The sequence below is a fragment of the Peptoniphilus hominis (ex Hitch et al. 2025) genome, from assembly GCF_040096015.1.
GTDB lineage: Bacteria > Bacillota > Clostridia > Tissierellales > Peptoniphilaceae > Peptoniphilus_A > Peptoniphilus_A hominis.
Genome location: NZ_JBBMFO010000025.1, coordinates 1 through 24329, shown reverse-complemented (window position 1 = coordinate 24329; position 24329 = coordinate 1). Strand labels below are relative to the sequence as shown.

Sequence of the window (24329 nt, the reverse complement as noted above, 5' to 3'; positions counted from 1 at the left end):
AAACCTTGATTTGGCAAAAATTTCAAGAAAAATTTATTTTTAAAAGTGCGGCAAAGTGCAATAAATTGATAATATAAGAAGTATTTGGTATAATTATTTTAGTTAATTTGGAGGTGTAATAGTGGATAATAAATATCTTGTTAATGGTAATGAGGCAGATGGAAAGGTTAAGATTTCTGAAGATGTTATCGCTACAGTTGCATCAGTTGCAGCTGAAAGTGTTGATGGCGTTGTCAAAGTTGGATCAAACTTCAAGTCTCAAGTTACTGACATTTTAAATACAAAAAACTTCAATAAGGGCGTAAGAGTTAATATTGGAGAAAGAGAAACTATTGTAGATGTATATATTACTATTGAGTACGGAGTTAAAATCGTTGAGCTTTCTGAAAAGGTGCAAGCACAAGTTAAGGAAGCTATTGAAAATATGACAGACTTTGATGTCGTGGAAGTGAATGTACACATTTCAGGCATAGCTTTAAAAAATTCTGAAAAGACGATTGTAAAATGAGTAGAAAGAAAGCAAGAATAGGTGCCATGCAGGCACTCTTTTCTATGGACATAAACAATGATTTTTCTCTCGACAATTTAAATTTATTTATGGAAAATAATCACTTCTTAGGCGATGAGGCTGATTATATTAATAGGGTTGTGCCAGATATTTTGGACAAGCTCGAAACTGTCGATGAGACAATCGAAAAGAACTTAAAGGGTTGGACTATGGCTAGGCTTGCCAAGGTGGATAGGCAAATTTTAAGGATTGCTGTCTATGAATTTTTGTACAAAGATGACATTCCACCAGAAGTTTCTATTAACGAAGCTGTTGACATTGCAAGGCTCTATAGTTCTGATGATGCGCCTAAATTTATAAACGGAATTTTGGGAACTATTTATAGGAGTTTTTAATTTGGCAAAGGCTGCTTTTAATGTAAGTGAACTTAACAATTACATCAAAAAGCTAATCTCAATGGACTACATCTTAAGGGATATTAACATCACTGGCGAGGTCACGAATTTAAATGTGCATAGTAATGGCAATATTTATTTTTCTCTAAAGGACAAGTTTGCAAGAATTGATGCAATGGCAAGTCAGGATGATGTAAATATTAAATTATCTGACGGTGCCAAGGTCATGGCTAAGGGCACTGTCACTTACTATGAGAGAAGTGGCAGGATTTTTTTATATGCCAGTGAAATTGAGCTTGATGGCAGGGGAAATCTCTACCAAAAATACTTGGAATTAAAGAAAAAACTTTCTGAGGAAGGTCTTTTTGATCCTTCTCATAAGAAAAAAATCAAAAAATATCCATCTTCTATTGGATTAATCACATCTACAAGTGGCGCTGCCATAAAAGATGTTATAAATCTCTTTAGAAAGAGAAATAAAAACTGTGACATTTATGTTTTTCCAAGTTTAGTTCAAGGTGATGCGGCAAGTGAAAATTTAATTCGCGGCATAAAATATTTTAATGAAAAAGAGATAGTTGACACAATAATTATTGCTCGTGGTGGCGGAAGTTTTGAGGACTTATTTGTTTTTAACGACGAGAGCCTTGCCAGAGAAATTTTTGCGTCAAAAATTCCTATTATTTCTGCCGTTGGTCACGAAATCGACTACACTATATGCGATTTTGTGGCAGATTTAAGGGCGGCAACCCCAACAAATGCAGCTGAACTTGCAACTCTCAGCGAAGATGAAATTATAGACTTCCTTTCTAAAAAGAAAGATGAGCTCAGCAATTTAATAGAGAGAAGGCTAAGTGTCAGTCACTTGAAGCTGATTTCTCTATACAATAATATTTCTCTAAAAAATCAAGTTTATAAGATGAATTCTATGACGAGAGACCTACTTTATAGGGGAACTTTATTAAATAATTCCATGGAAAAAATTTTGCAGGACCACGCTTATGATCTTCAAAAGAAAAAGTTTTACTTGCAGAATTTTAAGTTAAATAAGTCCAAGGAAATTGAAAATTATTCCTATAGGCTTAATAATATTTCAGTGAAATTATCTTCCAAAATCAGCAAAAATAGGGAAAATTTGAACTTTAATAAAAAACTTTTAACTTATTATTTTAATTCACGCATTAAAGATGAATTTGACAAGTTTAAATCCTATGAAAGGTTTATTTTGGACTACGATTTAGATAATAGATTAAAAAATGAAAGGGAAAGGCTAAATTTTCTAAGGGTAAGATTAAATTCAGCCTTTGATAAGATTAATAAAATTGAAATACTTACAGAAGACGGATTAGAGTTAAAATCTGCCAAGGATGCAAGGCTTGGAGAAATTATTTCTCTAAAATTCAAGGATGGAAATGTTAAATCCAAGGTTCAAGAAGTGGAAATGAGGGATTAAATGCAAAGAGATTACGAAAGTTCTTTTAGAGAGCTTGAAAAAATTATAAAGGAACTTGAGTCTAAGGACATTAGTCTCGAAGATTCCATAAAAAAGTACGAAGAAGGCATTGAACTTTACAAGTATCTTAACAATACTCTAAAGGCATACGAAGGCAAAATTAAAACTATTGCAGAAGAAAATTCTGAATTTATTGAGGACAAGAAAGATGACAGATACAGATAATTTATTAGAAAAATTTAACAATTATTTGAGCTCACTACTTGAATATGACGACAGTCCACAACATAAGGTAATTGATTCTATGAAATATTCACTTTTTTCTGGTGGAAAGAGAATTAGACCTATGCTAACTCTTTTGACTTACAGTGAGTTTTCAAGTGAAGAGGATTCCTTTGATAAAATTCTTCCCTTTGCTGCTGCAATTGAGATGATACATACTTATTCTCTAATTCATGACGATCTTCCAGCCATGGATAATGACGATTTTAGAAGAGAAAAGCCTACTAATCACAAGGTTTATACTGAAGGAATTGCCACTTTGGCAGGGGACGGACTTCTAAATATGTCCATGGAAATTCTTCTTAGACATATTGAAAATCTTGAAGACAAAGACGACCTAAAAAGAGCAATAAGGGCAATGAAATACATCTATAATGCCACTGGCGTAAATGGAATGATTGGCGGACAAACTATTGACATAGATTTTAAGGTGGCTGATTATAACGAGGACATCTGCGAAAATATGTACAAGCTAAAGACAGGCGCTCTAATAAAGGCATCTGTAGTTGTAGGTGGCATAATAGCAGGAGTTGAAGCAGACAACATCACTAAACTTTCAAAGTTTGGTGAAAATATTGGTCTTGCCTATCAATATGAAGACGACTTACTTGATGAGGACAAGGATCCTGACAGTGGCGAAATAAATATGCTCTTCTTCAAGGAAAAAGAGGATTTAAAAAATGAAATTGTGGACCTTACTAATTCTTCCTATGAAGCACTTGAAGGGCTTGAGCTTAAAGACAATTTACTAAAAAGTTTTGTTGCAAAACTAATAAATAGGAGCAGATAATGGCTAAAAAACGCGCAGATGTTTTATTAGTTGAAAAGGGCCTAATCGATTCCAGAGAAAAAGCCAAGAGATTAATAATGGAAGGCAAGGTTTTTATTGGCACTGAAAGAGTGGAAAAGCCAGGCATGCAATTAAAGGATGATGCCAAAGTCTACATCAAGGGCTTAGAGGACAGCTTTGTGTCAAGAGGTGGTCACAAGCTTGAAAAGATGATTGACGATTATGACATAGACCTAGAGGGTGCTGTCTGCGTTGACATAGGCGCCTCAACTGGAGGCTTCACTCACTGCATGCTAAAACATGGTGCCAAAAAAGTTTATGCCATTGATGTGGGTTACAATCAGCTTGACTACAGACTAAGGATGGATGATAGGGTAGTCTCTCTTGAGAGAACTAATATTAGATATTTCGACACTACATTAATAACAGAGGAAGTTGATTTTATTTCCATTGATGTTTCCTTTATTTCCCTTGAATTAGTCCTTCCCGTTGCAAAAGAAATTTGTGGTAAAAAGGGAAAAATTGTAGCACTTATTAAGCCACAGTTTGAAGCAGGCAAGGGCAAAGTTAGCAAGGGCGGCATAGTTAGGGACAAAAAAGTACATATTGAAGTTATTGAAAAGATAATAGGTCTTGCTAGGGACTTGGATTTAAATATTCTTGCCCTCACAAATTCTCCAATTAAGGGCACAAGTGGCAACATTGAATTTTTAATTTACTTGTCAAATTTTGAAGAGTCTAGTGAAAATTTTGATGCAAGTGATATTGTAAATAGGGCTTATGAAAGTTTAAATGATTAGGTGAAATATGCTTTTAGAGTTAAATATCGAGAATTTTGCAATAATTGAAAATATGAAAATTGAGTTTGAAAGTGGTTTAAATGTTTTAACTGGAGAAACAGGTTCTGGTAAGTCAATTATCATAGACTCCCTTGGTCTTGTCCTTGGTCAAAGAGTAAATAAGGATATTATAAAAAAGGGAAAGGACAGAGCTTTTATCGAAGCAGTCTTTTCTTCCTATGACGAGGAGACTAAAGAACTTTTGTATCAATATGGAATTGATTCAGGAGATTTAATTGTCATTTCCAAGGAAATAAGAGACAAGGGTCCATCAATTACGAGGATTAACAACAGAACTATAACTTCTCAAATTCTATCAAAAATTTCAAGTCATCTAATTGATATTTTTGCCCAACATGAGTCAATTTCACTTATGGACAACAAAAATCAGCTAAAATTAATTGATGATTTTTCTGGAAAGGCTCAAAAAGATTTACTCTTGAAGTTAAAAGATCTTGTTCAAGAGATAAATTCATTAAAAGATGAATACCAAGAAAAGACTTTCCTTGAAAAAAATAAGGACAGAGAAATGGATTTGTTGTCCTATCAAATAAAAGAAATCGAAGATGCGGGTTTAACTGATTACGATGACGAAGAACTTTACGATGATTTTAACGCCCTAAACAACATGACTGACACCCTAATAAAATTATCTCAGGCAAAGTCACTTATAAATGACGGCTACGAAAGTGTCTCCGCCGAAGATATTTTAGACAAGATAATAGGTAATATTGTTGATGTCACAAAGTACAACAAGGATCTAAAGTCAACAGAAGAAGAGCTTGAGGACATTAGGTATAGGCTATCTGATATTGCAAAGGACCTTGATAGAATTATAAATTCCAGCGAAGTTGACGAGGAAAAACTCCAATATTTAAAGGAGAGAATTGACCTTGTTAATAATTTAAAACTAAAATACGGAAACAATGTCAAGAAGATAAACTCTTTCTATGATGAAATAAAGGAAAGACTTTTATTTTTGCAAAACTTTGAAGATAATTTACAAAAACTTTTAAATAAAATAAAAAATTTAGAAGACCAGGCTTTAAAACTTGCAGGAGAAATTAGCGACAACAGAAAGAAAACTGCAAGAGTTTTAGAGAAAAAAGTAGAAGAAGAGATTAACAAATTAAATATTAAGGGTGCAAAATTTAAAATCGATATAAGTGACAAAGACCTTTCCCTTGATGGAATTGATAAAATTGAATTTTTAATTGCACCGAACTTAGGTCAAGACTTAATGCCTATGGCAAGGGTTGCATCTGGCGGTGAAATGAGTAGAATTATGCTTGGATTTAAGAGCATCATTGCTGAGAAAGACAACATTCCTACTTTGGTTTTTGATGAAATTGATACGGGTATTAGTGGAAAGACTGCACAAATTGTGGGCAACAAGATAAAAGAACTTGCAAGGGACAGGCAAGTTATAGTAATATCTCACTTGCCACAAATTGTTGCACTGGCAGACACACATTTTGCTATAAAAAAAGATGTGGTTAATAACAGCACAATTTCTACAATTGACAAGTTAAATTATGATGAGAGAGTGGAAGAAGTTGCAAGATTAATTGGCGGAATGAATGTAAGTGAAGTTGCAATAGAAACTGCAAAGGAAATGATTGGTGATTAAATGGCAAATTCAAATTATGTAGAGAGAACTATGAAATCCACAAAGATTTTTGACGGCAAAGTCTTACAACTAAGAGTTGACACAGTTGAGATGGAGGGTCAAAAGTACACTAAAAGAGAAATTGTGGAGAGACAGCCTGCTGTTGGCATAATTGCTATAACAGAAGATGACGAGATTATCCTTATAAAACAATACAGAAAGGCAATTGACAAAGAAATTTATGAAATTCCTGCAGGCATGGTGGACTTTGGAGAAGAACCACAAAAGGCAGCTCTTCGTGAATTAAAGGAAGAGACTGGCTATGATGCAGAAAAATCTGAATATCTTTTAGAAACTTATTCTTCTCCTGGCTTTACTAATGAAAAGTTATTTATTTTCTACGCTGGTGGACTTACAGAAGGAGACCAAGATCTTGACGAGTTTGAGCACCTAAGTGTGGAAAAAGTAAAATTCGAGGAAGCTTTAAAACTTATAAGTTTTGGCGAAATAACTGACTCAAAATCTGTGGCAGGAATTTTATTCTACAATAATTTTAGGAGGAAAAATGGATAAGACTATTAAATATATAAGAGAACAAACAAAGCTTGAACCTGAAATAGGAATTGTCCTTGGATCAGGACTTGGCGACTTTGCAGATTCAATTGAAGATAAAATTGAAATAGCCTACAAAGACATTCCTGGCTTTCCAGTTTCCACAGTTAAGGGTCATGATGGCAAGTTAATTTTTGGAAAAATAAATTCAAAAAATGTCTGCCTAATGAAGGGTAGAATCCACTTTTACGAAGGCTACGACATGTCTGATGTCATCTATCCTATAAGGGTCCTTGCAGACTTGGGAGTGAAGACTTTAATTTTAACTAACGCCGCAGGTGGAGTAAACACTGATTTTAATCCAGCAGACCTAATGATAATTACAGACCACATAAATTTAATGGGCAAAAATCCATTAATAGGTCCTAATGACGAGGAACTTGGACCAAGATTTCCTGATATGACTGACCTTTACACGCCAGAACTTGTTGACCTTGCAGAAAATTCTGCAAAAAAACTTGGCATTGGCATAAGAAAGGGTGTCTACATGTACTTCACAGGACCATCTTATGAGACAGCAGCAGAAGTTAGAATGGCGAGGATACTTGGAGCAGATGCTGTTGGCATGAGCACAGTGCCTGAAGCAATTGTTGCAAGACACAGGGGACTTAAGATTCTAGGCATCTCAACTATCACTAATATGAGTACGGGCATTCTCGACACGCCACTTGATCACGCAGAAGTTGTTGAAGTGGGAAATCTTGTTGCTGGCAAATTTAAAGAACTTTTAAATGAAATCATTGAGGAGATTTGATGAATTTTTTAGATATTATTCAAAAGAAAAAGGAAAACAAAGCCTTAAGTGAAGAAGAAATAAAATTTTTTATTGAAAATTATGTAAAGGGAGAAATACCTGACTACCAAGTTTCAGCTTTTTTGATGGCAGTTTATTTTAACAAGTTAAATTTAGATGAAACTTATTACCTAACAAAGGCAATGATAGATTCTGGTGACCGCGTTGATTTATCTGAAGTGCCAGGTTCTAAGGTGGACAAGCATTCCACTGGTGGCGTTGGCGACACAGTTACCCTTGTCCTTGGACCACTACTTGCATCAGTGGGGCTTGTCTTTGCCAAGATGAGTGGCAGGGGACTTGGACACACTGGCGGAACTCTAGACAAGCTTGAGTCAATTCCTGGCTTTAATATAAATATTGGCGGCAAAGAATTTGTTGAAATTTTAAAAAAATCAAATATAGCAGTAATTGGTCAAACAGAAAATATTGTGCCTGCAGATAAACTTTTATATGCCCTAAGAGATGCAACGGCAACTGTTGACAATGTAAGTTTAATTGCATCATCCATTCTTTCAAAGAAGATTGCCCTAGGCACAGACGGCCTTGTTTTAGATGTAAAAGTAGGCAGTGGAGCCTTTATGAAGGACATTCCATCAGCTGTTGAACTATCAGAACTCATGGTAAATCTTGGCAAAAAATTCGGCAGAAACACTAAGGCAATAATAACAAGCATGAACGAGCCTCTTGGCGATGCCATAGGAAACAGTCTAGAAGTTATAGAAGCTATAAATATTTTAAAGGGCAAAAAATCTGGTCATCTTAAGGAAATTGCACTGAGAATTGGCTCTAAGTTAATGATTATGGAAGGCCTGGCAAAAACTGAAGATGAGGCAAGAAAAGTTCTTGAAGGAAAAATTTCTGACGGCTCTGCAATAGAAAAGTTCAAGGAAATGGTTGAGCTTCAAGGCGGAGATCCATCCTACATTGATGACACAGATAAATTTAAAAAGTCATCAATAATAAAAGACATCACATCAGAAGAAACAGGCTTTGTAAAATCCATTGAAGCAATTGAAATTGGCATTGCATCAAGAGATCTTGGAGCCGGTAGACACAAGAAGGGCGATGTCCTTGATTTAAGTGCAGGAATTTACCTTCACAAAAAAGTTGGTGACTTCGTGGAAAAGGGCGAAAAAATTGCCACAATTTACACTGAAAAGAAAAATGAAGTAGCAGGCGCTATAGAAAGAATTAAAGCTGCCTATACTTTTTCTGACAAGAGGGAAGATTATAAATTAATTATAGAAGAGATTGATTGAAATGAATAAATTAGATATAGCATCTATTGCAATAAATATTATTGCACTTATGATTGCAATTATTCCACATGAGATAGCCCATGGTTATGTTGCCTATCTCTGTGGAGACACAACTGCAAAGGATGACGGAAGACTTAGCTTAAACCCACTTAATCACATTGACCCTGTGGGTTTAATTTCTATGATTATTTTTAGGTTTGGTTGGGCAAAGGCTGTGCCAATTAACCCCTATAGGTTTAAGGGCAACAGAAAAGTTGCCTCACTTTTAGTTTCTCTTGCAGGAGTTTTTACTAATTTTGTTCTTGGTTTCATTTCAGGAATTATTTTAGTTTACTTAAACTACAAGTCATCCTTTTTGACACCACTTTTCACATCAATTTTTTGGTACAACATTATGCTTGGCGTATTTAATCTTGTGCCCCTTCCACCCCTTGATGGGTCAAAGGTCTTGGCGACACTTTTGCCAGAAAAATTGGAATATAAATTTTATAAGTACGAAAAATATTTTTACTTTGTCCTTGTAATAATGATTTTTTCTGGCTTTGTAGACAAATTTATAGCGCCAATTATCGAAAGTATTTTAAGCGGAATTATTTACTTGGGAATCAAGCTATGGAATACAATATTGTTTTAAAAACTTATGAAGGTCCAATGGATCTTCTTTTAGATTTAATAAAAGAAAATGAAATAGATATTTACGACATTCCAATTTTTAAAATCACTGAAGAATTTTTAAAATACATTGAAAATATGAAGAAGCTAAACCTCACTCTCACTTCTGATTTTATTTTAATGGCATCTACTCTTTTGGAGATAAAATCAAAAATGCTCCTTCCAAAAAAAGAAGCCTTAGATGATGAAGAAGTGGAAGAAGACCCAAGGCTTGACCTGGTTGAAAGTCTTTTGGAATACAAAAAGTACAAAGAGGCTTCAGAGATTTTAAAAATTCAAGAGGAATATGAGTCAAAGTCCTTTTACAAGCTAAGGACAGAAATATTTTCCATGAGCGAAATGGATTTTTTAAAGGATTCCAATGTGGAAAAACTTTCCCTTGCCTTTTTCAATATTTTGAAGAACTACAAGGACAAGGAAATTGTTGGCATTGAAAGAGAATATTTTAAAGTTGAGGACGCATCGAGAAAGATCAAGCAAGCTTTAAAGAAAAATAAAAAAATAAAATTCAGCCAACTTTTAGTAGATATAGTCTATAAGGTTGATGTTATAACTTATTTTTTGGGAATGCTTGAACTTATAAAGAATCAGTACATCACAGCAAATCAAAGCGACAATTTTGCAGATATTTTAATTGAAGAAAGAGAATACCATGGACAAGAACAAACTCAAATCAATAATTGAATCAATACTTTTTATTTGGGGCGACCCCATTAGCCTAGAGGACCTTGCCAGTACACTTGAACTTAGAAAGGACTACACAAGGGAAATTCTCATGGAGATGAAGGAAAATTATAAAAATGAAACTTCAGGACTTAGGCTAAGAGAAGTGGACGGCAAGTTTCAACTTGGCACTAAGCAAGAAAATGAGCCCTATCTTAAAAATTTAATTAAAGAAAAAAACGAAAAAAATCTTTCCAAGCCTGCCCTTGAAACTCTTTCCATTATCGCCTACAAGCAACCAGTGACAAAAGTTGAAGTAGAGGAGCTAAGAGGAGTCAACTGCGACAGCACAATCAAAGGTCTTCTTGATTTTAATTTAATAGAAATTTCTGGCAAGCTTGACAGGATTGGTCATCCAAATTTATACAGCACCACTGATAAATTTTTGCAAAAGTTTGGCATGAAAAATTTAGAAGATCTGCCTGACTTAAAGGAATTAGAGGAGGAATCTAATTGAGATTACAAAAATACATGGCTCACTGCGGAGCTGCATCGAGAAGAAAGTGTGAAGAATACATTAAGGAAGGTCTTGTAAAAGTCAACGACAAAATTGTCACAGAGCTTGGCACAAAAATTGACCCCAATGTTGACAGAGTTTACTTAAATGGCAAGAGGCTAACACTTGAAAATAAAAAAATTTACATGATTTTAAATAAGCCCATTGGCGTTGTCACAAGTGCCAATGATGAAAAGGACAGACAAACTGTAACTGACCTTGTGCCAGACGACTACAGAGTTTATCCTGTGGGAAGACTTGACATTGACACCACAGGCTTAGTTCTCCTCACAAATGACGGGCAGCTTGCAAATATTTTAATGCATCCAAGATATAAAATTGGCAAAAAATATATTGTAACTGTAGAAGGAACACCTAATGCCCATGAACTTTCTCTTTTAAGGGAAGGACTTGACATTAGAGACTTAAAGACTTCTCCAGCAAATGTTAGGATTTTAAAAAACTTTAAGCAAGATTCAATTTTAGAAATAGAAATTTTTGAGGGACAAAATCATCAAGTGAAGAGGATGTTTGACTACATTGGTCACAGCGTAAAAAAACTAAAGAGAATTTCCATGGGAGAGATTGAACTCCTCGACCTTGAAGTTGGAAATTACAGATACTTAAATGAAAAAGAAATCAAGTATTTAAAGGGATTAAAATGATTGTAAAGGAAAAATATTTTGAGATAGTTGACGAAGTTCTATCTCATAATTTTTTAGGAAAAATCGCTGTGGATGCCACTGTGGGAAAGGGCAAGGACAGCCTAAAACTTTTAGAGACAGTGGGAGATGAGGGCTTCCTCTATGGATTTGACCTGCAAGAAGAAGCTATTGACGCTGCAAAAAAACTCTTAAAGGATTATAAAAATTATAAATTATTTTTGGATAGCCACGAAAATATAGATAAAATAGAAAAATTTGACCTAGTAATTTATAATCTTGGATACCTTCCTGGCTCAGACAAAAAAATTACAACTTTAAAAGATTCAACTATTTCATCACTTAAAAAAGCTACAGAAAAAATTTCTGAGGGCGGAATAATAATTGTGGTTTCCTATTTAGGTCATGAAAATTCTCTTGAAGAAAGACTTGGAGTAGATGATTTTTTAAAAAATCTCGACCAAAAGATCTTTAAAGTGGAAAAGAGAGAGTTTTACAATCAAAAAAATAATCCACCTATAGTTTATTTAATTGAAAAGAAGGTAGAGAGATGAATATTGCAATAATTGGAGGAGGACCTGCTGGGATGATGTGTGCCATAAAGGCTGCAGAAAATCACCAGGTTACTATCTTCGAAAAAAATGAAAAATTGGGCAAAAAATTATTTATTACGGGCAAGGGAAGATGCAATCTCACTAATTATTGCGACGAGAGAGAATTTTTGAAAAATATTGTAAATAATTCTAGCTTTATGTACTCATCAATTTATTCTTTTTCACCCTTTACTACTTATTATTACTTTGAAGAACTGGGCCTTCCTCTTAAAGTTGAAAGAGGTAATAGAGTTTTTCCTGCTAGTGACAAGTCCTCTGATGTCATAAAAGCCTATGAAAAAAAATTAAAGGATCTGGGAGTAAAAATAAATTTAAATTATGAAGTGACTTCCATAGAAAAAGTTGACGGAAAGTTTATGATAAATGGCAGAGAAAAATTTGACAAAGTCGTAATCGCAAGTGGTGGCATATCCTATAAGCTCACTGGGTCAACTGGCGACGGCTATAAGTTTGCAAAAGACTTTGGCCACAAGGTCATAGACCAAGTGCCGGGACTCATTGGCATAAATTTAAAAAATAATTTTTCCTTGGCAGGACTAACTTTAAAAAATGTTGAATTAAAAATCCTAAAGGATAAAAAAATTCTTTCCAGAGAATTTGGCGAAATGCTTTTTACTCACAGGGGCATTAGCGGTCCCATAGTCCTTACAACTTCAAGTAAAATAAATAGGTTAAAAGATTTTGAAATGTACTTGGACTTAAAGCCAGCCCTTGATCCTGAAAAGCTTGATGCGAGAATTTTAAGGGACTTTCACGAAAATCAAAATAAAAACCTAGAAAATGTAATGAAGTCACTTTTGCCAAGAGATTTAATTATTTATGTCCTTGAAGGTGCAGACATATCTGGAGACAAAAAGGTAAATCAAATTACAAAGGAAGACCGAGAAAGTTTAGTTAAAACTATAAAGAACTTTGCCTTAAAATTTGATTCACTTGACGACATTGATAGAGCCATAGTAACAAGTGGGGGTGTCGATGTAAAAGACATAGACCCCAAGACTATGGAGTCAAAAAAAGTTAAGGGGCTTTATTTTATTGGAGAAGTTCTTGACCTTGACGGACTAACTGGTGGATTTAACATTCAGATTGCAAATTCAACAGGATATTCTTGCGGAATCAATTTGTAAAGTCTATTCCTTTACTTATTTTTGAAAATAAAATATAATGAGATTAATCACTACTATGGATTGTAGTGATTTTTTTGGAGGTAAAAATGAAAATTGCAATAGATGGACCAGCAGGCTCTGGCAAAAGTTCCATAGCAAAGGAAATAGCAAATAGACTTGAGATCTTATATATAGACACAGGTGCCATGTACCGAGCCATAACTCTTAAACTTTTAAGGGCAGATGAAAGTGACTATGAAAAAATTTTAAGTGAGACAAAAATAAATTTTGATGGCGATAAAATATTTTTAGATGGAAGAGATGTGTCAAAGGAAATTAGGGAAAATAAAATTTCTAATAAAACTTCTGAATTTTCTAAGAAAAAAATTATTAGAGATTACTTGGTAAAGATGCAAAGAGAAATTGCCAAGGATAGAGATGTTGTCATGGAGGGAAGAGACATTGGCTCAGTGGTTTTAAAGGATGCTGAATACAAATTTTTTCTCACTGCAGATGTAGAGACTCGCGCCATGAGAAGGTACAAGCAACTTGCTGACGATAGCCTAAACTTTGAGGATGTACTGGCAGATTTAAAGGTCAGAGACTACAACGATTCTCACAGAGAAAATTCTCCCCTCATAAAGACTGATGATGCAATTTTAATTGATAGCACAGACTTAAATGCTGAAGAAACTATAGAAAAAATTATTTCATACATTAAAAGGTGACTTATGTTTTACAAATTTGTACAAGTTTTTATTGGATTTTTTGTAAAAATTATATATAGAATTGAAGTTCTTGGAATAGAAAATATTCCTGTTGAAGAAAAAAGACTAATAGTTTGTGGAAATCACAAGAGCAACCTTGATCCAGTGACACTTTCTGCAATTTTTCCAAGGCAAATTCATTGGATGGCAAAAAAAGAACTCTTTCAATATAAAGTTCTAGGCGATTTTTTGAACAAAATGGGAGCCTTTCCCGTGGACAGAAATAATAATGACTTAAAAGCTGTAAAGACTGCCCTAAAAATTTTGAAAAATGAAGATGTCCTTGGGATTTTCCCTGAAGCAACTAGGGTGAGTGAAATTGACTACACAAGAATAAAATCAGGGGTGGCATTAATTGCACAAAAAACTAATTCAGAAGTTCTTCCAGTTTTTATTGAGGGGGACTACAAGCCCTTTAGAAAAAATAGAATTTATTTTAGAAAGCCAGTAAAAATTAATAAGGAAATAAAATATTCAAATGAAGAATTAGAAAATATTTCTCAGGACATAATGAGAATGGTCTATGGTGATGAGATAAAATGGAAATTATTGTAGCATATGTAAGGGGCTTTTGTGGAGGAGTAAAAAGAGCCGTTAAAATGGCATTTGATAGTGCTAAAGAGGGCGTCTACTCCTATGGCGACTTAGTCCACAACGAATTTGTGGTGAAGGAACTAGAAGATAAGGGCGTAAAAAAAATCGATGACCCGCATGTCCATGATTCAAAAGTAATTATAAGAAGTCATGGAGTCCACAAAAAGATTTTAGATGAACTAATAGAAAACAATAACGAAATAATAAATTGCGTTTGCCCTAAAGTAGAAAAAGTTTATAATATAGTAGATAATTTCTATAAAAAAGGTTATAATATAGTAATTATCGGGAATTATAATCACCCTGAAGTTATAGGGATTAATTCCAGATGCAATGACTCTGCAACTATTATTTCTAGCTTGGAAGACATAAAAATTCCAGAGGGAAAGATTGTAGTCGTATCACAAACTACAAATAATGTAGAATTTTTTGAAAAAGCAATAAATATTATAAAAAATATTTCAAAAGATGAAGTTTTAGTTTATAATACTATATGTAATGCAACTTTCAAGAGACAAGAGAGTATTAGAGATTTATCAAAAAAAGTTGACGCTGTTATAGTACTTGGCGGCAAAAAATCTTCTAATACAAAAAAACTTGCAGAGATTGCAAAATTAAATTGTAAAAATGTATTTTTAATTCAGTCTATTAAAGACATTGATTTAAATATATTTAAAAAATTTAATAAAATTGGTATTACCGCCGGAGCATCCACACCGGAATCGGTAATCAAGGAGGCTGTTTGTAGGATGGAAAATTTTGACAAAGGTGAGATGATGGAAGCCATTGATAATTCTTTCAAAAGAATTAGAAAGGGCGAAGTAGTAACTGGAGAGGTTTTATATATAACTGATTCAGAAGTAATGGTGAATCTTGGATACAGATCAGATGGTATCATTTCAAAAGATGAACTAGCAGGAGGACCAGATGTTAATCCTCAAGATCTTTATGAACAAGGTCAAGAAATTGATGTATATGTTCTAAAGATGGATGATGGAGATGGCAATGTTGTTCTTTCAACAAAAAGAGTTGCTGATATGAAGATTTGGGATGAAGTTGAAGAACTTTATAACAACAAAGAAAATATCACAGTAACTGTAAAGAACCAAGTAAAGGGTGGTTTAACTGCAGATTACAGAGGATTAAATGTATTTATCCCAGCATCTCATGTTTCTGTTAGATTCCAAAAAGATTTAAGCAAATTCATTGGAGAAGAATTCGAAACTGAAATTATCGATTTTGATAAGAGAAAGAAGAGAATTGTTGTTTCCAGAAAGAATGTACTTCAAGAAGAATTAGACAAAGTTCGTGACGAAGTATATGACAAGCTTAAAGAAGGAGACATTATCGAAGGAACTGTACAAAGACTAACTAACTTTGGTGCCTTTGTAGACGTTGGAGGAGTAGATGGACTTATCCATATCTCTGAACTTTCATGGAACAGAGTAAAGCACCCTTCAGATGTTGTAGCACCTGGAGACCTAGTAAAGGTACAAGTTCTAAATGTTGATAAAGAAAAAAATAGAATTGCACTTGGATTAAAACAAACTATGGAAAGACCATGGGATGTATTTACAAGTGAAGTTAAAGTTGGCGATGTAGTTAAGGGTAAAGTAGTTAACCTTCTTGACTTTGGTGCCTTCGTAAGACTTGAACAAGGTGTTGATGGACTTCTTCATGTATCTCAAATTTCAAGAGAACATGTTGAAAAACCACAAGACAAACTTTCTATTGGCGAAGAAGTTACAGTTAAAGTAACTGATATTGATGAAGAAAATCAAAAGATTTCTCTTTCTATCAAGGCTCTAATTGAACCAGAAGAAAAAGAAGAATCAGAAGAAGCTAAACCAAGAGAAAGAAAACCTAGAAGAGAAAGAAAACCAGCTCCAAAGAGAGAAAAGAAAATTGAAGAACCAAAACAAGATGACTTCAACATGACTATTGGAGAAATGCTAGGACTTAACTTCGCTGATGCAGAATTAGATTCTGAAATTATTGAAGACGAAAAAGAAATCGCTGCTTCAGAAGAAACTGAAGCAACAGAAGCTGTTGAAGAAGCAAAAGAAGAATCTGAAGAATCAACTGAAGAATAATAATAAATCTAATTTGAGAGAGACTTGTCTCTCTCTTTTTTTTTAAACTAATATGATAATAGACAGTTTAAAATTAATATTGGAAATAATATTTGTGTTATAATATTTAGAAAGAAAAATTTTTGGAATTTATGCCAAGCTATCTTATTTGTGTTATTATAAATTAAGGTGATGAAATGATTTTAGAGGCAATTATTTTAGCCTTTCTCTTTTTATTTTTCGTGAAGGACAAGGACTTAAATAATTTAATAAATTTTAAATTTAAAATGATTTCTCTTGCCTTTTTTGGCATATTTTTAATGATTTTTATAAATTTTGTAACTGCCCATTATTTTGGAGGGCTTACAGATTTTTTTGTAAAGTATTTTACAATTTTTCACATTATTTCAATTTTAGCTATAGGGATTTCTCTTACTTCAAACTATAAAAATTATGGGCTGCTTTTATGTGGTCTTGGAACTTTTTTAAATGTCATTCCAGTGATTTTTAATGGGAAAATGCCCGTCAGTGCCTCAGCATTAATGAAGACAAACAATGAGAGAATAATTAAGTTAATATACATGGGTGGAAGTTTAAGTCACGGAGTTTTTGAAAGTCCAAAGTTTTATTTTTTGTCAGATATTATTCCGCTACATAGGTTTATTGGAAATTCAAAGGTAATTAGCGTGGGAGATATTTTCATCTCTATTGGCTTATTTTTTGCAATAATTTTAATTACTAGGAAGAAGGTGCCAAATGGATAATTTTAATAATTTTTTAAATGTCATAAATTTAAGAGATGTTGTGGACATTTTAATTGTCACAATTTTAATTTATTATATTTTAAAATTAATTAGAAATACTAGAGCAGAGCAAGTTTTTAAGGGAATTCTTTTAATTTTATTATTTATAAAAATTTCACAGTTTTTCCAACTTTATACTGTAAACTGGATTTTCACGAGATTTATAAATGACGGTATTGTCGCCATAATTGTTTTATTTCAACCGGAAATCAGAAGGGGTCTACAATACTTAGGTCTTACTTCTAGTATTAAAAATAATTTTAGTCAAAATAAGGAAGTTGTTCCAGAAACTGTTGAGGAAATTATTTCTGCTGTGGCTTCTCTTGCCAGACAAAAGATTGGCGCCCTTATTATTATTGAAAAGGAAGTAGGTCTTACTGAAGTTATAGAGACTGGTACAGAGATCAACGGCCTTGTCAGCAGTGGTCTTTTAATAAATATTTTTATTCCTAACACGCCTCTTCACGATGGTGCTGTTATTATTAAGGGGTCTAAGGTAAAGGCAGCGGCTTGCTTTTTGCCCCTATCTGACAATCAAAAAATTTCTAAGGAACTGGGCACAAGGCACAGGGCAGGAATTGGTATTTCCGAAAAGTCTGACTGCCTAAGTATTATGGTTTCTGAAGAAAATGGAACTATTTCTACTGCAGAAAATGGAGTTATCTCAAGATATTTGGACATTGAAACTCTTGAAGCTAAACTTCTTGAGATTTACAGTCCAGAATACAGGGCGAGAACTATTTTCGCAAAGCGTGGTGATAATAATGAAAAAGATAAGTTTTAAAGATGACAAAAGTTTAATGATAAAAGTTATGTCTCTTGTCTTTGCCATTATCTTGTGGTCCTATGTCAAGGGAGAGGCAAATTTTATAACTTCTGCTAATTATAAAAACATCGAAGTTACTTATGACGGCTTGTCTCACTTAAAGGACAATAATCTGACGATTATTTCGCCAAAGGAATCCACTGTCGATGTCAAGCTACAAGGTTATAATTCTTATATGAGAAATGTGACAAGAGATGGTATTGTGGCTAAGGTGGATTTAAGCAAGTTAAGTGAAGGAGAGCATTCTGTTCCCGTAAATGTTTCTTATATTGATCTTGGTATTTCTGTTGTGAATACTTCACCTAGAAGGATCCCCTTTAAAATCGACAAGCTTTTGGAAGAGAATCACAAGGTTGACATAGTTATAAAAAACAAGCCTCAAAAGGGTTTGTCTGTGGGGGAAATCAACAAGACTGTTGATGTTGCAGTAAAGGGTGCCAGCACTTATATAAATAAAATAAATAAGGTGGAAGCCCGCATTGATGTTACAGAAATAACTGAAACAACAAGTGTAGATGCAGAAATTTTTGCCTATGACGATACAGGAAAGGTTATAAAGGAAGTTACAGTGACACCTGCCACTGTAAAAGTTGATGTTCCTATTTTAAAGAGCAAGACTGTTCCTATTAAATTAGTTTACAATGAAAATACTACAGAAAATGTTGCAATAAATGACTTTTCAATTGAGCCAGCTTCTGTTACAATTAGAGGAAATTCTGATGTAATTGATTCTATTGATTCTATCGAAACTCGTCCTATTAATTTTAACAATATTAAAAAGGGTGACAACCAAGTTAGATTGAATTTGCCAGATAAGGTTACACTAGTTGACGAAAATATTAATTATAAATTGAAGGAAAAAGCTAAGGAAGCAGAGTAATTTTTAATAATCAGGAGGGAATATGGAATTTTTTGGAGAAGGATTAACATTTGACGATATTTTACTTGTGCCAGCAAAATCAGAAATTTTGCCCAACGAAGTTGATTTGTCTACTAACTTGACAGAAAAAATCAAGTTAAACATACCACTTATGTCTGCAGGCATGGACACTGTTACTGAACACAGAATGTCTATTGCCATGGCTAGAGAAGGTGGAATTGGCATTATTCACAAGAATATGTCTATAGAAGACCAAGCTCTTGAAGTTGATAGAGTTAAGAGATCTGAACATGGAGTTATTACTGATCCATTTTCACTTACTAAGGACCACGCAATTAAGGATGCATCTGAACTTATGGAAAGATACAGAATTAGCGGTGTTCCAGTTGTATCTGAAAAGGGAGTTTTGGAAGGAATTATAACTAATAGAGATATTAGGTTTGAAACTGACTTATCTAAGAGAATTAGCGAAGTCATGACTTCTGAAAAACTTATAACTGGTGCTCCAGATATTTCCCTTGATGAAGCTTTAAAAGTTTTGAAAAAATATAAAATTGAAAAACTTCCCCTTGTTGACAAGGACAATGTTTTAAAGGGACTAATAACTATTAAGGACATTGAAAAGCACGAACAATATCCAAATTCTGCCAGAGATGCATCTGGAAGACTCTTAACTGGCGCTGCTGTTGGAGCAACAAAGGATGTTCTCGACAGAATCGAAGCCCTTGTCAAGGCAAAGGCTGATGTTTTTGTAATTGACACAGCTCATGGTCAATCTAAAAATGTTTTAAATACTATAAGAAATATTAAGGACGCCTTCCCAGACATTCAACTTATAGCTGGTAATGTTGCAACTTATGAAGGAACGGAAGATTTAATCAAGGCTGGTGCCGACTGCGTTAAGATAGGTATTGGACCTGGTTCAATTTGTACTACTAGAGTTGTAACTGGTATTGGCGTTCCACAAATTACTGCCATTATGGAAGCTTACAGGGCTGCTCAAAAATATGGAGTGCCAATTATTGCCGATGGTGGTATTAAATTCTCAGGGGATGTTGCCAAGGCCCTTGCAGCTGGCGGCAATGTTGTTATGATGGGTTCACTTTTCGCTGGTACTGACGAGTCACCAGGAGAAGAAATCTTCGTTGAAGGTAGAAGATTTAAAGCCTACAGAGGCATGGGTTCTCTTGGAGCCATGAGTGCAGGATCCTCTGATAGATATTTCCAAAGCGGAACTACTAAGTATGTTCCTGAAGGAGTTGAAGGTAGAGTTCCTTACAAGGGACTTGTTGGCGACATTGTCTTCCAACTTGTTGGTGGTGTTAAGTCTGCCATGGGTTATATGGGTGCAAAGGACTTAGAAACTTTAAGAGCTACAGCTAAGTATGTTAAAATCACTCAAGCTTCCCTTGCAGAATCTCATCCACACAATATTACTATTACTAGAGAAGCTCCTAACTATTATTAATTATTAAAAATTTATTAATAAATCCACTTCAATTGAATTTGGAGTGGATTTTATTTATAATTAGCAGTAAGAGGTGATATTTTGAAAACTAAGGTATTGCTTGTTGAAGATGAAGAATCAATAAGAAAATTTGTAAAAATAAATTTAGAAAGAGAAGGCTACATAATTTTTGAAGCTGGAAGCGGCGAAGAGGGAATTGAAGTGGCAAGGCGTGAAAGACCTGACATCGTTGTACTTGACATAATGCTACCAGGCATTGACGGCTTTGAAGTTTGCAAGACTTTAAGAGGCGAATTCCCAAGCCTTGGAATTATTATGCTCACTGCTAAGGCAGAGGACTACGACAAGATAATGGGACTCCAATATGGGACAGATGACTATCTCACAAAGCCCTTTAATCCTACAGAATTAACTCTAAGGATAAAGTCTATTGAGAGAAGACTTGAGCCAGAGGAAGTTAAGGAAAGCAATTTAATTGTTGACCCACCTTTTAAAATAGATTCTTACTCAAGAAAATTTTATAAGGATGACGAGGAACTTGAGCTAACTCCTACTGAATATCAAATTATAAAAATATTTATGACAAATCCAGGCAAGGCCATGACTAGGGATGAAATCCTAAGACTTGTATGGGGCGACGACTTTTTGGGCGACTCAAAAATAGTTGATGTAAACATAAGAAGACTTAGGTCAAAAATTGAGACTAACCCTGCCAAGCCAAATTATATTGAAACAGTTTGGGGAACAGGATACAGATGGAAATAAGAGGTGTCTGTAATTGAAAAATAAAATTGGAAAAAGATTAGTCAGAAGTTTTCTAATAGTTATTTTAATTACAATTTCAATTATAGATATATTTTTGCTCTTTGCCTTTAGTTTTTACTACTACGACAATATTTCCAAGGAATTAATTTCTAGGATGGAAATTTCTCTTGAAATTTATAAAAGAGATTATTCTGACAAGTCTTTGGAGGATTTAATCTACGAAGACAGCGACATCTTCCTTTCAAATACTAATGCAGAGGTGCAGATTTTAGACAATGAGGGAGAGCTGCTCCTAGATTCCATTGGCAAGCTTTCTTCAAATCCCACAGAGACAGCAGATGTACTGGCAGCAGAAAATGGTGAGATAAAAACATGGCGGGGTGAAGATGCACAAACTGGTGAGTCCATTATGTCTGTCACTGGCGCCATAAAAAATATTGATGGAGAAAATATTGGCTATTTGAGATTTATTTCCTCCATGGAAGAGGCAAACAAGGCAATCTTAAAGGCTGGCATAAGTCTACTCATCTTTACACTTTTTGTTGCCCTAGTTACAACTATGGTCTCACTTCTTATATCAAAATCAATTGTAAAGCCCATACTTGAGCTTACAGAAGTTGCCAAGACCATGTTAAAGGGAAACTATGAGGAGAAGGCAAAAGTCTATGAGGATGACGAAATAGGCGAGCTGGCAAAGACTTTAAATGCCATGAGCGATGAAATTATAAATAAAGATAGGATTAAAAACGACTTTATCTCTTCTATTTCTCACGAACTAAGGACGCCACTAACATCTATTAAGGGTTGGGCAGTTGTCCTAAAGGATGCCAAGGAAGATGAGAAGGACTTAATCGAAGATGGTTTAAACATCATAGAAAATGAAGCTGATAGACTGGCAAAAATGGTTGAAGAGCTTTTGGACTTCTCAAGATATATTTCTGGAAGAATTACTCTGGACAAGGAAGTATTTGACATTTCACAAACTTGTCTCGATGTTTCAAAACAAATGCGACCTCGTGCAAAGTCCAACAATATTGAATTTATAACAGAATTCCCAGAGGAAACTGTCCTTATTTATGCCGATGAAAATAGAATTAAGCAGCTCCTAATAAATTTACTGGACAATGCAATTAAATTTACATCAGACAAGGGCTGGGTTAAATTTCAAATGGCAAGGGAAGATAATTTTGTCCACATGATGATTTCTGACAATGGCATGGGAATGACTAAGGAAGAAATTGCCCATGTAAAGGAAAAATTTTATAAGGGCAAGCACTCAAAGAGCCACAGCGGCATTGGTCTATCTATAAGTGATGAGATCACAAAACTTCACCAAGGCAACTTGGAAATTTTCTCTGAAGAAAATATTGGCACTACAGTAAAGGTAAGTCTACCTCTTGAGATACCAAAAGAAGCAGGTGATAAAATTGATTAAAAAAATATTTCTCATATTTTCATTGATTTTCTTGACTGGCTGCTCCTTTTTAACATCCTCGGGCACTAATATTGAAACTCCAAGCATGGGACAATCGCCAATTTATGGCAAGTGGACTATTACAAAATTTATTTACAATAAAAAAATTAATCAAGACAATTTTTTATTTAAGGACATTATTGGCGAGGACCTTTACTTTTCCAATGACCAAGTTGTTCTTGCTAATGATTATATAAAGGGCGTTGAGTACAAGACTAAGTATGTTAAATTATCTCAATATCTCTACAAAAAATTTAATTTAGATTATAAGAGCCTTGGTATTGAAGATTCTGATGTCTACACAACTTATATCTATGATTCAAAGTCAAGCAGGAGCATTTATTATGAAGTTATTAAGACTAGTGAGAACACAGCCCTTCTCTTTGACAATGGAGTTATACTTGAGATAAAACTTGTTGACGACAAGATAAAAAATGATGACCTAAATAACTTAATACTCGCCAAAAAGGACGAAGTATTGGCAAGGGGAAGCTTGTTTGACTACAACGGCGACAAGGGATTTTTAATCGGCTTTAAAAGTAGAAGCGACTCTAATATTCCAACTTGGAACTACAAGACTCTCTACATCAAATTTTCTGACTCCAAGCTAGAAAATGTCTACGAGATGAACAATATTATTCTCCCAAGAAATGACAGCTTTTCTGAAATTAGCGTCCAAAGGGAATCCAAGGACAAGGAGACTACAGATAAAGTAATTGTTAAGGAATTTAAAAATTCTAAACTTAGAAAAGATGATGAAGAAGTAATTAAGAATGACTTAGAGGAGCTTAAAGAAGAAAATACTTTAAAGACAGTAAACTTCATCACAAATAATTATGTAAATGTGGAAAGTTTAGATGGAGAAAGCAATAAGAGATACTTAAGGATTTACCAATTAGACAAGTTAGATGAAAAAAAACCAATTAGTTACAAAGAATTTTTGTCTGACGAAGATTTAAAGGCTGAGGGGAAAAACCTTGAGGCCTTGAAAAATGATCCTTACAACATTGGAATTTATAGGGACAATGGTTTTTGGAAGTTAAAGGGAAGGATGGAGACAGAAGAAGATAAGTTTTCTGACTTTGACCTGAACTTAGTTTTGCCCTACGATGTAAATAAATACAACGAAATAAATATTCCAATGTCTCGAATAAAAAACTTTAAGCCGGGCATCAAGGACGGCTTTGTATCTCCTGACAATAATTTTTTAATAACATTGGAAAATAATTTTCTAAGAATATATAATATAGAGGATGGCAATATTCTTCCTGATGCAATTTTCGAAAGGGAAATAGGTAACGAAGCCTCCACAATTATGACGGAGTGGGCAACAGGTCGTTATTCAAATATTTGGCAACAAGAGCTGTCATCTAATAAATGAGGTGTAAAATGAATAAAATAATGGAATTGGTTACAGAAAACTCAACTTATTTGCTCCTAACTTTGGGCGCAATTTTAATTGGAGTGGTCCTAACTTTTATAGTTAACTTTGCAGCTAGGGATTTAAAATTTATAAAATATTTGCCGGGACTTGCCTTGGTATTCGTTGGGATTATTTCACTTTTTATGGTGATAAATAAACTTTTCGACCCAGACAGTCTGGACAATTTAATTATTTTTGTAATTGGTCTATCCTCTGGCTTAGTTTCACTAATTTTTGCACTGATAATTGGCATTGCAAGTTCAGGGAAGAATCGCTACAAGAGAAATCCTAGAAAAAGATAAAATTTTATAAAATAAAAAGCTCAAGATTAAGAGGATTAGCCTTTTATCTTGAGCTTTTTTTATTGGCTCTATGTCAAATATTGGGGAGACTCGTTAACTCGAGTCTCTCTTTTCATTTAAAAATCAATACTTAGACGCT

At 34.1% G+C, this 24329-nt stretch carries 27 protein-coding genes; all 27 read left to right on the top strand.

Features of this window, described 5'->3' with window-relative positions:
- The first annotated feature begins 121 nt into the window (after positions 1-121).
- The 27 genes from WMO19_RS07700 to WMO19_RS07570 all read left to right on the top strand — a co-directional run bounded on the left by WMO19_RS07700 (position 122) and on the right by WMO19_RS07570 (position 24190).
- Positions 122-508, top strand: coding sequence for an Asp23/Gls24 family envelope stress response protein (locus WMO19_RS07700; RefSeq protein WP_019124822.1), 387 nt, complete (start codon positions 122-124; stop codon positions 506-508).
- The gene (gene nusB, locus WMO19_RS07695; protein WP_311565109.1) at positions 505-903 is read left to right on the top strand and encodes a transcription antitermination factor NusB; all 399 of its coding nucleotides are present in this window, start codon (positions 505-507) and stop codon (positions 901-903) included. Before WMO19_RS07700 ends, nusB begins: the two co-directional genes overlap by 4 nt.
- 1 nt (position 904) lies before the next feature.
- Positions 905-2356: an exodeoxyribonuclease VII large subunit gene (gene xseA / locus WMO19_RS07690; protein ID WP_349171168.1), complete on the top strand. Its 1452-nt coding sequence runs from the start codon at positions 905-907 to the stop codon at positions 2354-2356.
- Positions 2357-2581, top strand: a complete 225-nt coding sequence (gene xseB / locus WMO19_RS07685) for an exodeoxyribonuclease VII small subunit (protein ID WP_019124819.1) — start codon at positions 2357-2359, stop codon at positions 2579-2581.
- Complete coding sequence (locus WMO19_RS07680; RefSeq protein WP_019124818.1) at positions 2565-3428, top strand: polyprenyl synthetase family protein; 864 nt, start codon at positions 2565-2567, stop codon at positions 3426-3428. The genes xseB and WMO19_RS07680 overlap by 17 nt, the downstream gene beginning before the upstream one ends.
- Complete coding sequence (locus tag WMO19_RS07675) at positions 3428-4228, top strand: TlyA family RNA methyltransferase (protein ID WP_349171165.1); 801 nt, start codon at positions 3428-3430, stop codon at positions 4226-4228. Before WMO19_RS07680 ends, WMO19_RS07675 begins: the two co-directional genes overlap by 1 nt.
- 7 nt (positions 4229-4235) lie before the next feature.
- Positions 4236-5897, top strand: a complete 1662-nt coding sequence (recN, locus tag WMO19_RS07670; protein WP_349171164.1) for a DNA repair protein RecN — start codon at positions 4236-4238, stop codon at positions 5895-5897.
- Positions 5898-6449 carry an NUDIX hydrolase gene (locus WMO19_RS07665; RefSeq protein WP_070611228.1) on the top strand — a complete coding sequence of 184 codons (552 nt, stop codon included), beginning with the start codon at positions 5898-5900 and terminating at the stop codon, positions 6447-6449.
- Positions 6442-7242 carry a purine-nucleoside phosphorylase gene (locus WMO19_RS07660; RefSeq protein ID WP_349171162.1) on the top strand — a complete coding sequence of 267 codons (801 nt, stop codon included), beginning with the start codon at positions 6442-6444 and terminating at the stop codon, positions 7240-7242. The genes WMO19_RS07665 and WMO19_RS07660 overlap by 8 nt, the downstream gene beginning before the upstream one ends.
- Positions 7242-8543, top strand: a complete 1302-nt coding sequence (locus tag WMO19_RS07655; RefSeq protein ID WP_349171161.1) for a thymidine phosphorylase — start codon at positions 7242-7244, stop codon at positions 8541-8543. Before WMO19_RS07660 ends, WMO19_RS07655 begins: the two co-directional genes overlap by 1 nt.
- A 1-nt stretch (position 8544) precedes the next feature.
- Entirely contained in the window at positions 8545-9177 is a 633-nt protein-coding gene (locus tag WMO19_RS07650) for a site-2 protease family protein (RefSeq protein ID WP_036731315.1), read from the top strand.
- Entirely contained in the window at positions 9156-9899 is a 744-nt protein-coding gene (locus tag WMO19_RS07645; RefSeq protein ID WP_349171160.1) for a segregation and condensation protein A, read from the top strand. The genes WMO19_RS07650 and WMO19_RS07645 overlap by 22 nt, the downstream gene beginning before the upstream one ends.
- Complete coding sequence (scpB, locus tag WMO19_RS07640) at positions 9868-10395, top strand: SMC-Scp complex subunit ScpB (RefSeq protein ID WP_019124810.1); 528 nt, start codon at positions 9868-9870, stop codon at positions 10393-10395. Before WMO19_RS07645 ends, scpB begins: the two co-directional genes overlap by 32 nt.
- Complete coding sequence (locus WMO19_RS07635) at positions 10392-11099, top strand: pseudouridine synthase (protein ID WP_349171158.1); 708 nt, start codon at positions 10392-10394, stop codon at positions 11097-11099. The genes scpB and WMO19_RS07635 overlap by 4 nt, the downstream gene beginning before the upstream one ends.
- The gene (locus tag WMO19_RS07630) at positions 11096-11650 is read left to right on the top strand and encodes a tRNA (mnm(5)s(2)U34)-methyltransferase (RefSeq protein WP_349171156.1); all 555 of its coding nucleotides are present in this window, start codon (positions 11096-11098) and stop codon (positions 11648-11650) included. Before WMO19_RS07635 ends, WMO19_RS07630 begins: the two co-directional genes overlap by 4 nt.
- Positions 11647-12837 carry an NAD(P)/FAD-dependent oxidoreductase gene (locus tag WMO19_RS07625; RefSeq protein ID WP_349171154.1) on the top strand — a complete coding sequence of 397 codons (1191 nt, stop codon included), beginning with the start codon at positions 11647-11649 and terminating at the stop codon, positions 12835-12837. Before WMO19_RS07630 ends, WMO19_RS07625 begins: the two co-directional genes overlap by 4 nt.
- 86 nt (positions 12838-12923) lie before the next feature.
- Positions 12924-13544: a (d)CMP kinase gene (cmk, locus tag WMO19_RS07620; RefSeq protein WP_349171153.1), complete on the top strand. Its 621-nt coding sequence runs from the start codon at positions 12924-12926 to the stop codon at positions 13542-13544.
- Between the two features lie 3 nt (positions 13545-13547).
- The gene (locus WMO19_RS07615; protein ID WP_349171151.1) at positions 13548-14138 is read left to right on the top strand and encodes a lysophospholipid acyltransferase family protein; all 591 of its coding nucleotides are present in this window, start codon (positions 13548-13550) and stop codon (positions 14136-14138) included.
- A complete protein-coding gene (locus WMO19_RS07610; protein WP_349171149.1) occupies positions 14123-16270 on the top strand; it encodes a bifunctional 4-hydroxy-3-methylbut-2-enyl diphosphate reductase/30S ribosomal protein S1 in 2148 nt (715 codons plus the stop codon). Before WMO19_RS07615 ends, WMO19_RS07610 begins: the two co-directional genes overlap by 16 nt.
- Before the next feature lie 176 nt (positions 16271-16446).
- Positions 16447-17013, top strand: coding sequence for a DUF5317 domain-containing protein (locus WMO19_RS07605; protein ID WP_349171147.1), 567 nt, complete (start codon positions 16447-16449; stop codon positions 17011-17013).
- Entirely contained in the window at positions 17006-17836 is an 831-nt protein-coding gene (cdaA, locus tag WMO19_RS07600) for a diadenylate cyclase CdaA (protein ID WP_019124802.1), read from the top strand. Before WMO19_RS07605 ends, cdaA begins: the two co-directional genes overlap by 8 nt.
- Complete coding sequence (locus tag WMO19_RS07595) at positions 17817-18758, top strand: CdaR family protein (RefSeq protein WP_349171145.1); 942 nt, start codon at positions 17817-17819, stop codon at positions 18756-18758. Before cdaA ends, WMO19_RS07595 begins: the two co-directional genes overlap by 20 nt.
- A gap of 22 nt (positions 18759-18780) precedes the next feature.
- Positions 18781-20226, top strand: a complete 1446-nt coding sequence (gene guaB, locus WMO19_RS07590; RefSeq protein ID WP_019124800.1) for an IMP dehydrogenase — start codon at positions 18781-18783, stop codon at positions 20224-20226.
- An 81-nt stretch (positions 20227-20307) separates the two neighbouring features.
- Entirely contained in the window at positions 20308-20991 is a 684-nt protein-coding gene (locus WMO19_RS07585) for a response regulator transcription factor (protein ID WP_019124799.1), read from the top strand.
- Positions 20992-21004: 13 nt separating this feature from the next.
- Complete coding sequence (locus tag WMO19_RS07580; protein ID WP_349171142.1) at positions 21005-22426, top strand: sensor histidine kinase; 1422 nt, start codon at positions 21005-21007, stop codon at positions 22424-22426.
- 85 nt (positions 22427-22511) lie between these two features.
- Positions 22512-23846: a hypothetical protein gene (locus tag WMO19_RS07575; protein WP_349171140.1), complete on the top strand. Its 1335-nt coding sequence runs from the start codon at positions 22512-22514 to the stop codon at positions 23844-23846.
- Between the two features lie 8 nt (positions 23847-23854).
- Positions 23855-24190 (top strand): hypothetical protein, encoded by a 336-nt coding sequence (locus WMO19_RS07570; protein ID WP_019124796.1) that lies wholly within the window; start codon positions 23855-23857, stop codon positions 24188-24190.
- Positions 24191-24329 lie beyond the last annotated feature (139 nt).

Bases quoted from the DNA above. Each gene is read 5' to 3' on its own strand.
- nusB (WP_311565109.1), top strand. From the start codon at position 505: ATGAGTAGAAAGAAAGCAAGAATAGGTGCCATGCAGGCACTCTTTTCT.
- xseB (WP_019124819.1), top strand. From the start codon at position 2,357: ATGCAAAGAGATTACGAAAGTTCTTTTAGAGAGCTTGAAAAAATTATA.
- WMO19_RS07680 (WP_019124818.1), top strand. From the start codon at position 2,565: ATGACAGATACAGATAATTTATTAGAAAAATTTAACAATTATTTGAGC.
- WMO19_RS07675 (WP_349171165.1), top strand. From the start codon at position 3,428: ATGGCTAAAAAACGCGCAGATGTTTTATTAGTTGAAAAGGGCCTAATC.
- recN (WP_349171164.1), top strand. From the start codon at position 4,236: ATGCTTTTAGAGTTAAATATCGAGAATTTTGCAATAATTGAAAATATG.
- WMO19_RS07665 (WP_070611228.1), top strand. From the start codon at position 5,898: ATGGCAAATTCAAATTATGTAGAGAGAACTATGAAATCCACAAAGATT.
- WMO19_RS07660 (WP_349171162.1), top strand. From the start codon at position 6,442: ATGGATAAGACTATTAAATATATAAGAGAACAAACAAAGCTTGAACCT.
- WMO19_RS07655 (WP_349171161.1), top strand. From the start codon at position 7,242: ATGAATTTTTTAGATATTATTCAAAAGAAAAAGGAAAACAAAGCCTTA.
- WMO19_RS07650 (WP_036731315.1), top strand. From the start codon at position 8,545: ATGAATAAATTAGATATAGCATCTATTGCAATAAATATTATTGCACTT.
- WMO19_RS07645 (WP_349171160.1), top strand. From the start codon at position 9,156: ATGGAATACAATATTGTTTTAAAAACTTATGAAGGTCCAATGGATCTT.
- scpB (WP_019124810.1), top strand. From the start codon at position 9,868: ATGGACAAGAACAAACTCAAATCAATAATTGAATCAATACTTTTTATT.
- WMO19_RS07630 (WP_349171156.1), top strand. From the start codon at position 11,096: ATGATTGTAAAGGAAAAATATTTTGAGATAGTTGACGAAGTTCTATCT.
- WMO19_RS07625 (WP_349171154.1), top strand. From the start codon at position 11,647: ATGAATATTGCAATAATTGGAGGAGGACCTGCTGGGATGATGTGTGCC.
- cmk (WP_349171153.1), top strand. From the start codon at position 12,924: ATGAAAATTGCAATAGATGGACCAGCAGGCTCTGGCAAAAGTTCCATA.
- WMO19_RS07615 (WP_349171151.1), top strand. From the start codon at position 13,548: ATGTTTTACAAATTTGTACAAGTTTTTATTGGATTTTTTGTAAAAATT.
- WMO19_RS07610 (WP_349171149.1), top strand. From the start codon at position 14,123: ATGGAAATTATTGTAGCATATGTAAGGGGCTTTTGTGGAGGAGTAAAA.
- WMO19_RS07605 (WP_349171147.1), top strand. From the start codon at position 16,447: ATGATTTTAGAGGCAATTATTTTAGCCTTTCTCTTTTTATTTTTCGTG.
- cdaA (WP_019124802.1), top strand. From the start codon at position 17,006: ATGGATAATTTTAATAATTTTTTAAATGTCATAAATTTAAGAGATGTT.
- WMO19_RS07595 (WP_349171145.1), top strand. From the start codon at position 17,817: ATGAAAAAGATAAGTTTTAAAGATGACAAAAGTTTAATGATAAAAGTT.
- guaB (WP_019124800.1), top strand. From the start codon at position 18,781: ATGGAATTTTTTGGAGAAGGATTAACATTTGACGATATTTTACTTGTG.
- WMO19_RS07575 (WP_349171140.1), top strand. From the start codon at position 22,512: ATGGGACAATCGCCAATTTATGGCAAGTGGACTATTACAAAATTTATT.
- WMO19_RS07570 (WP_019124796.1), top strand. From the start codon at position 23,855: ATGAATAAAATAATGGAATTGGTTACAGAAAACTCAACTTATTTGCTC.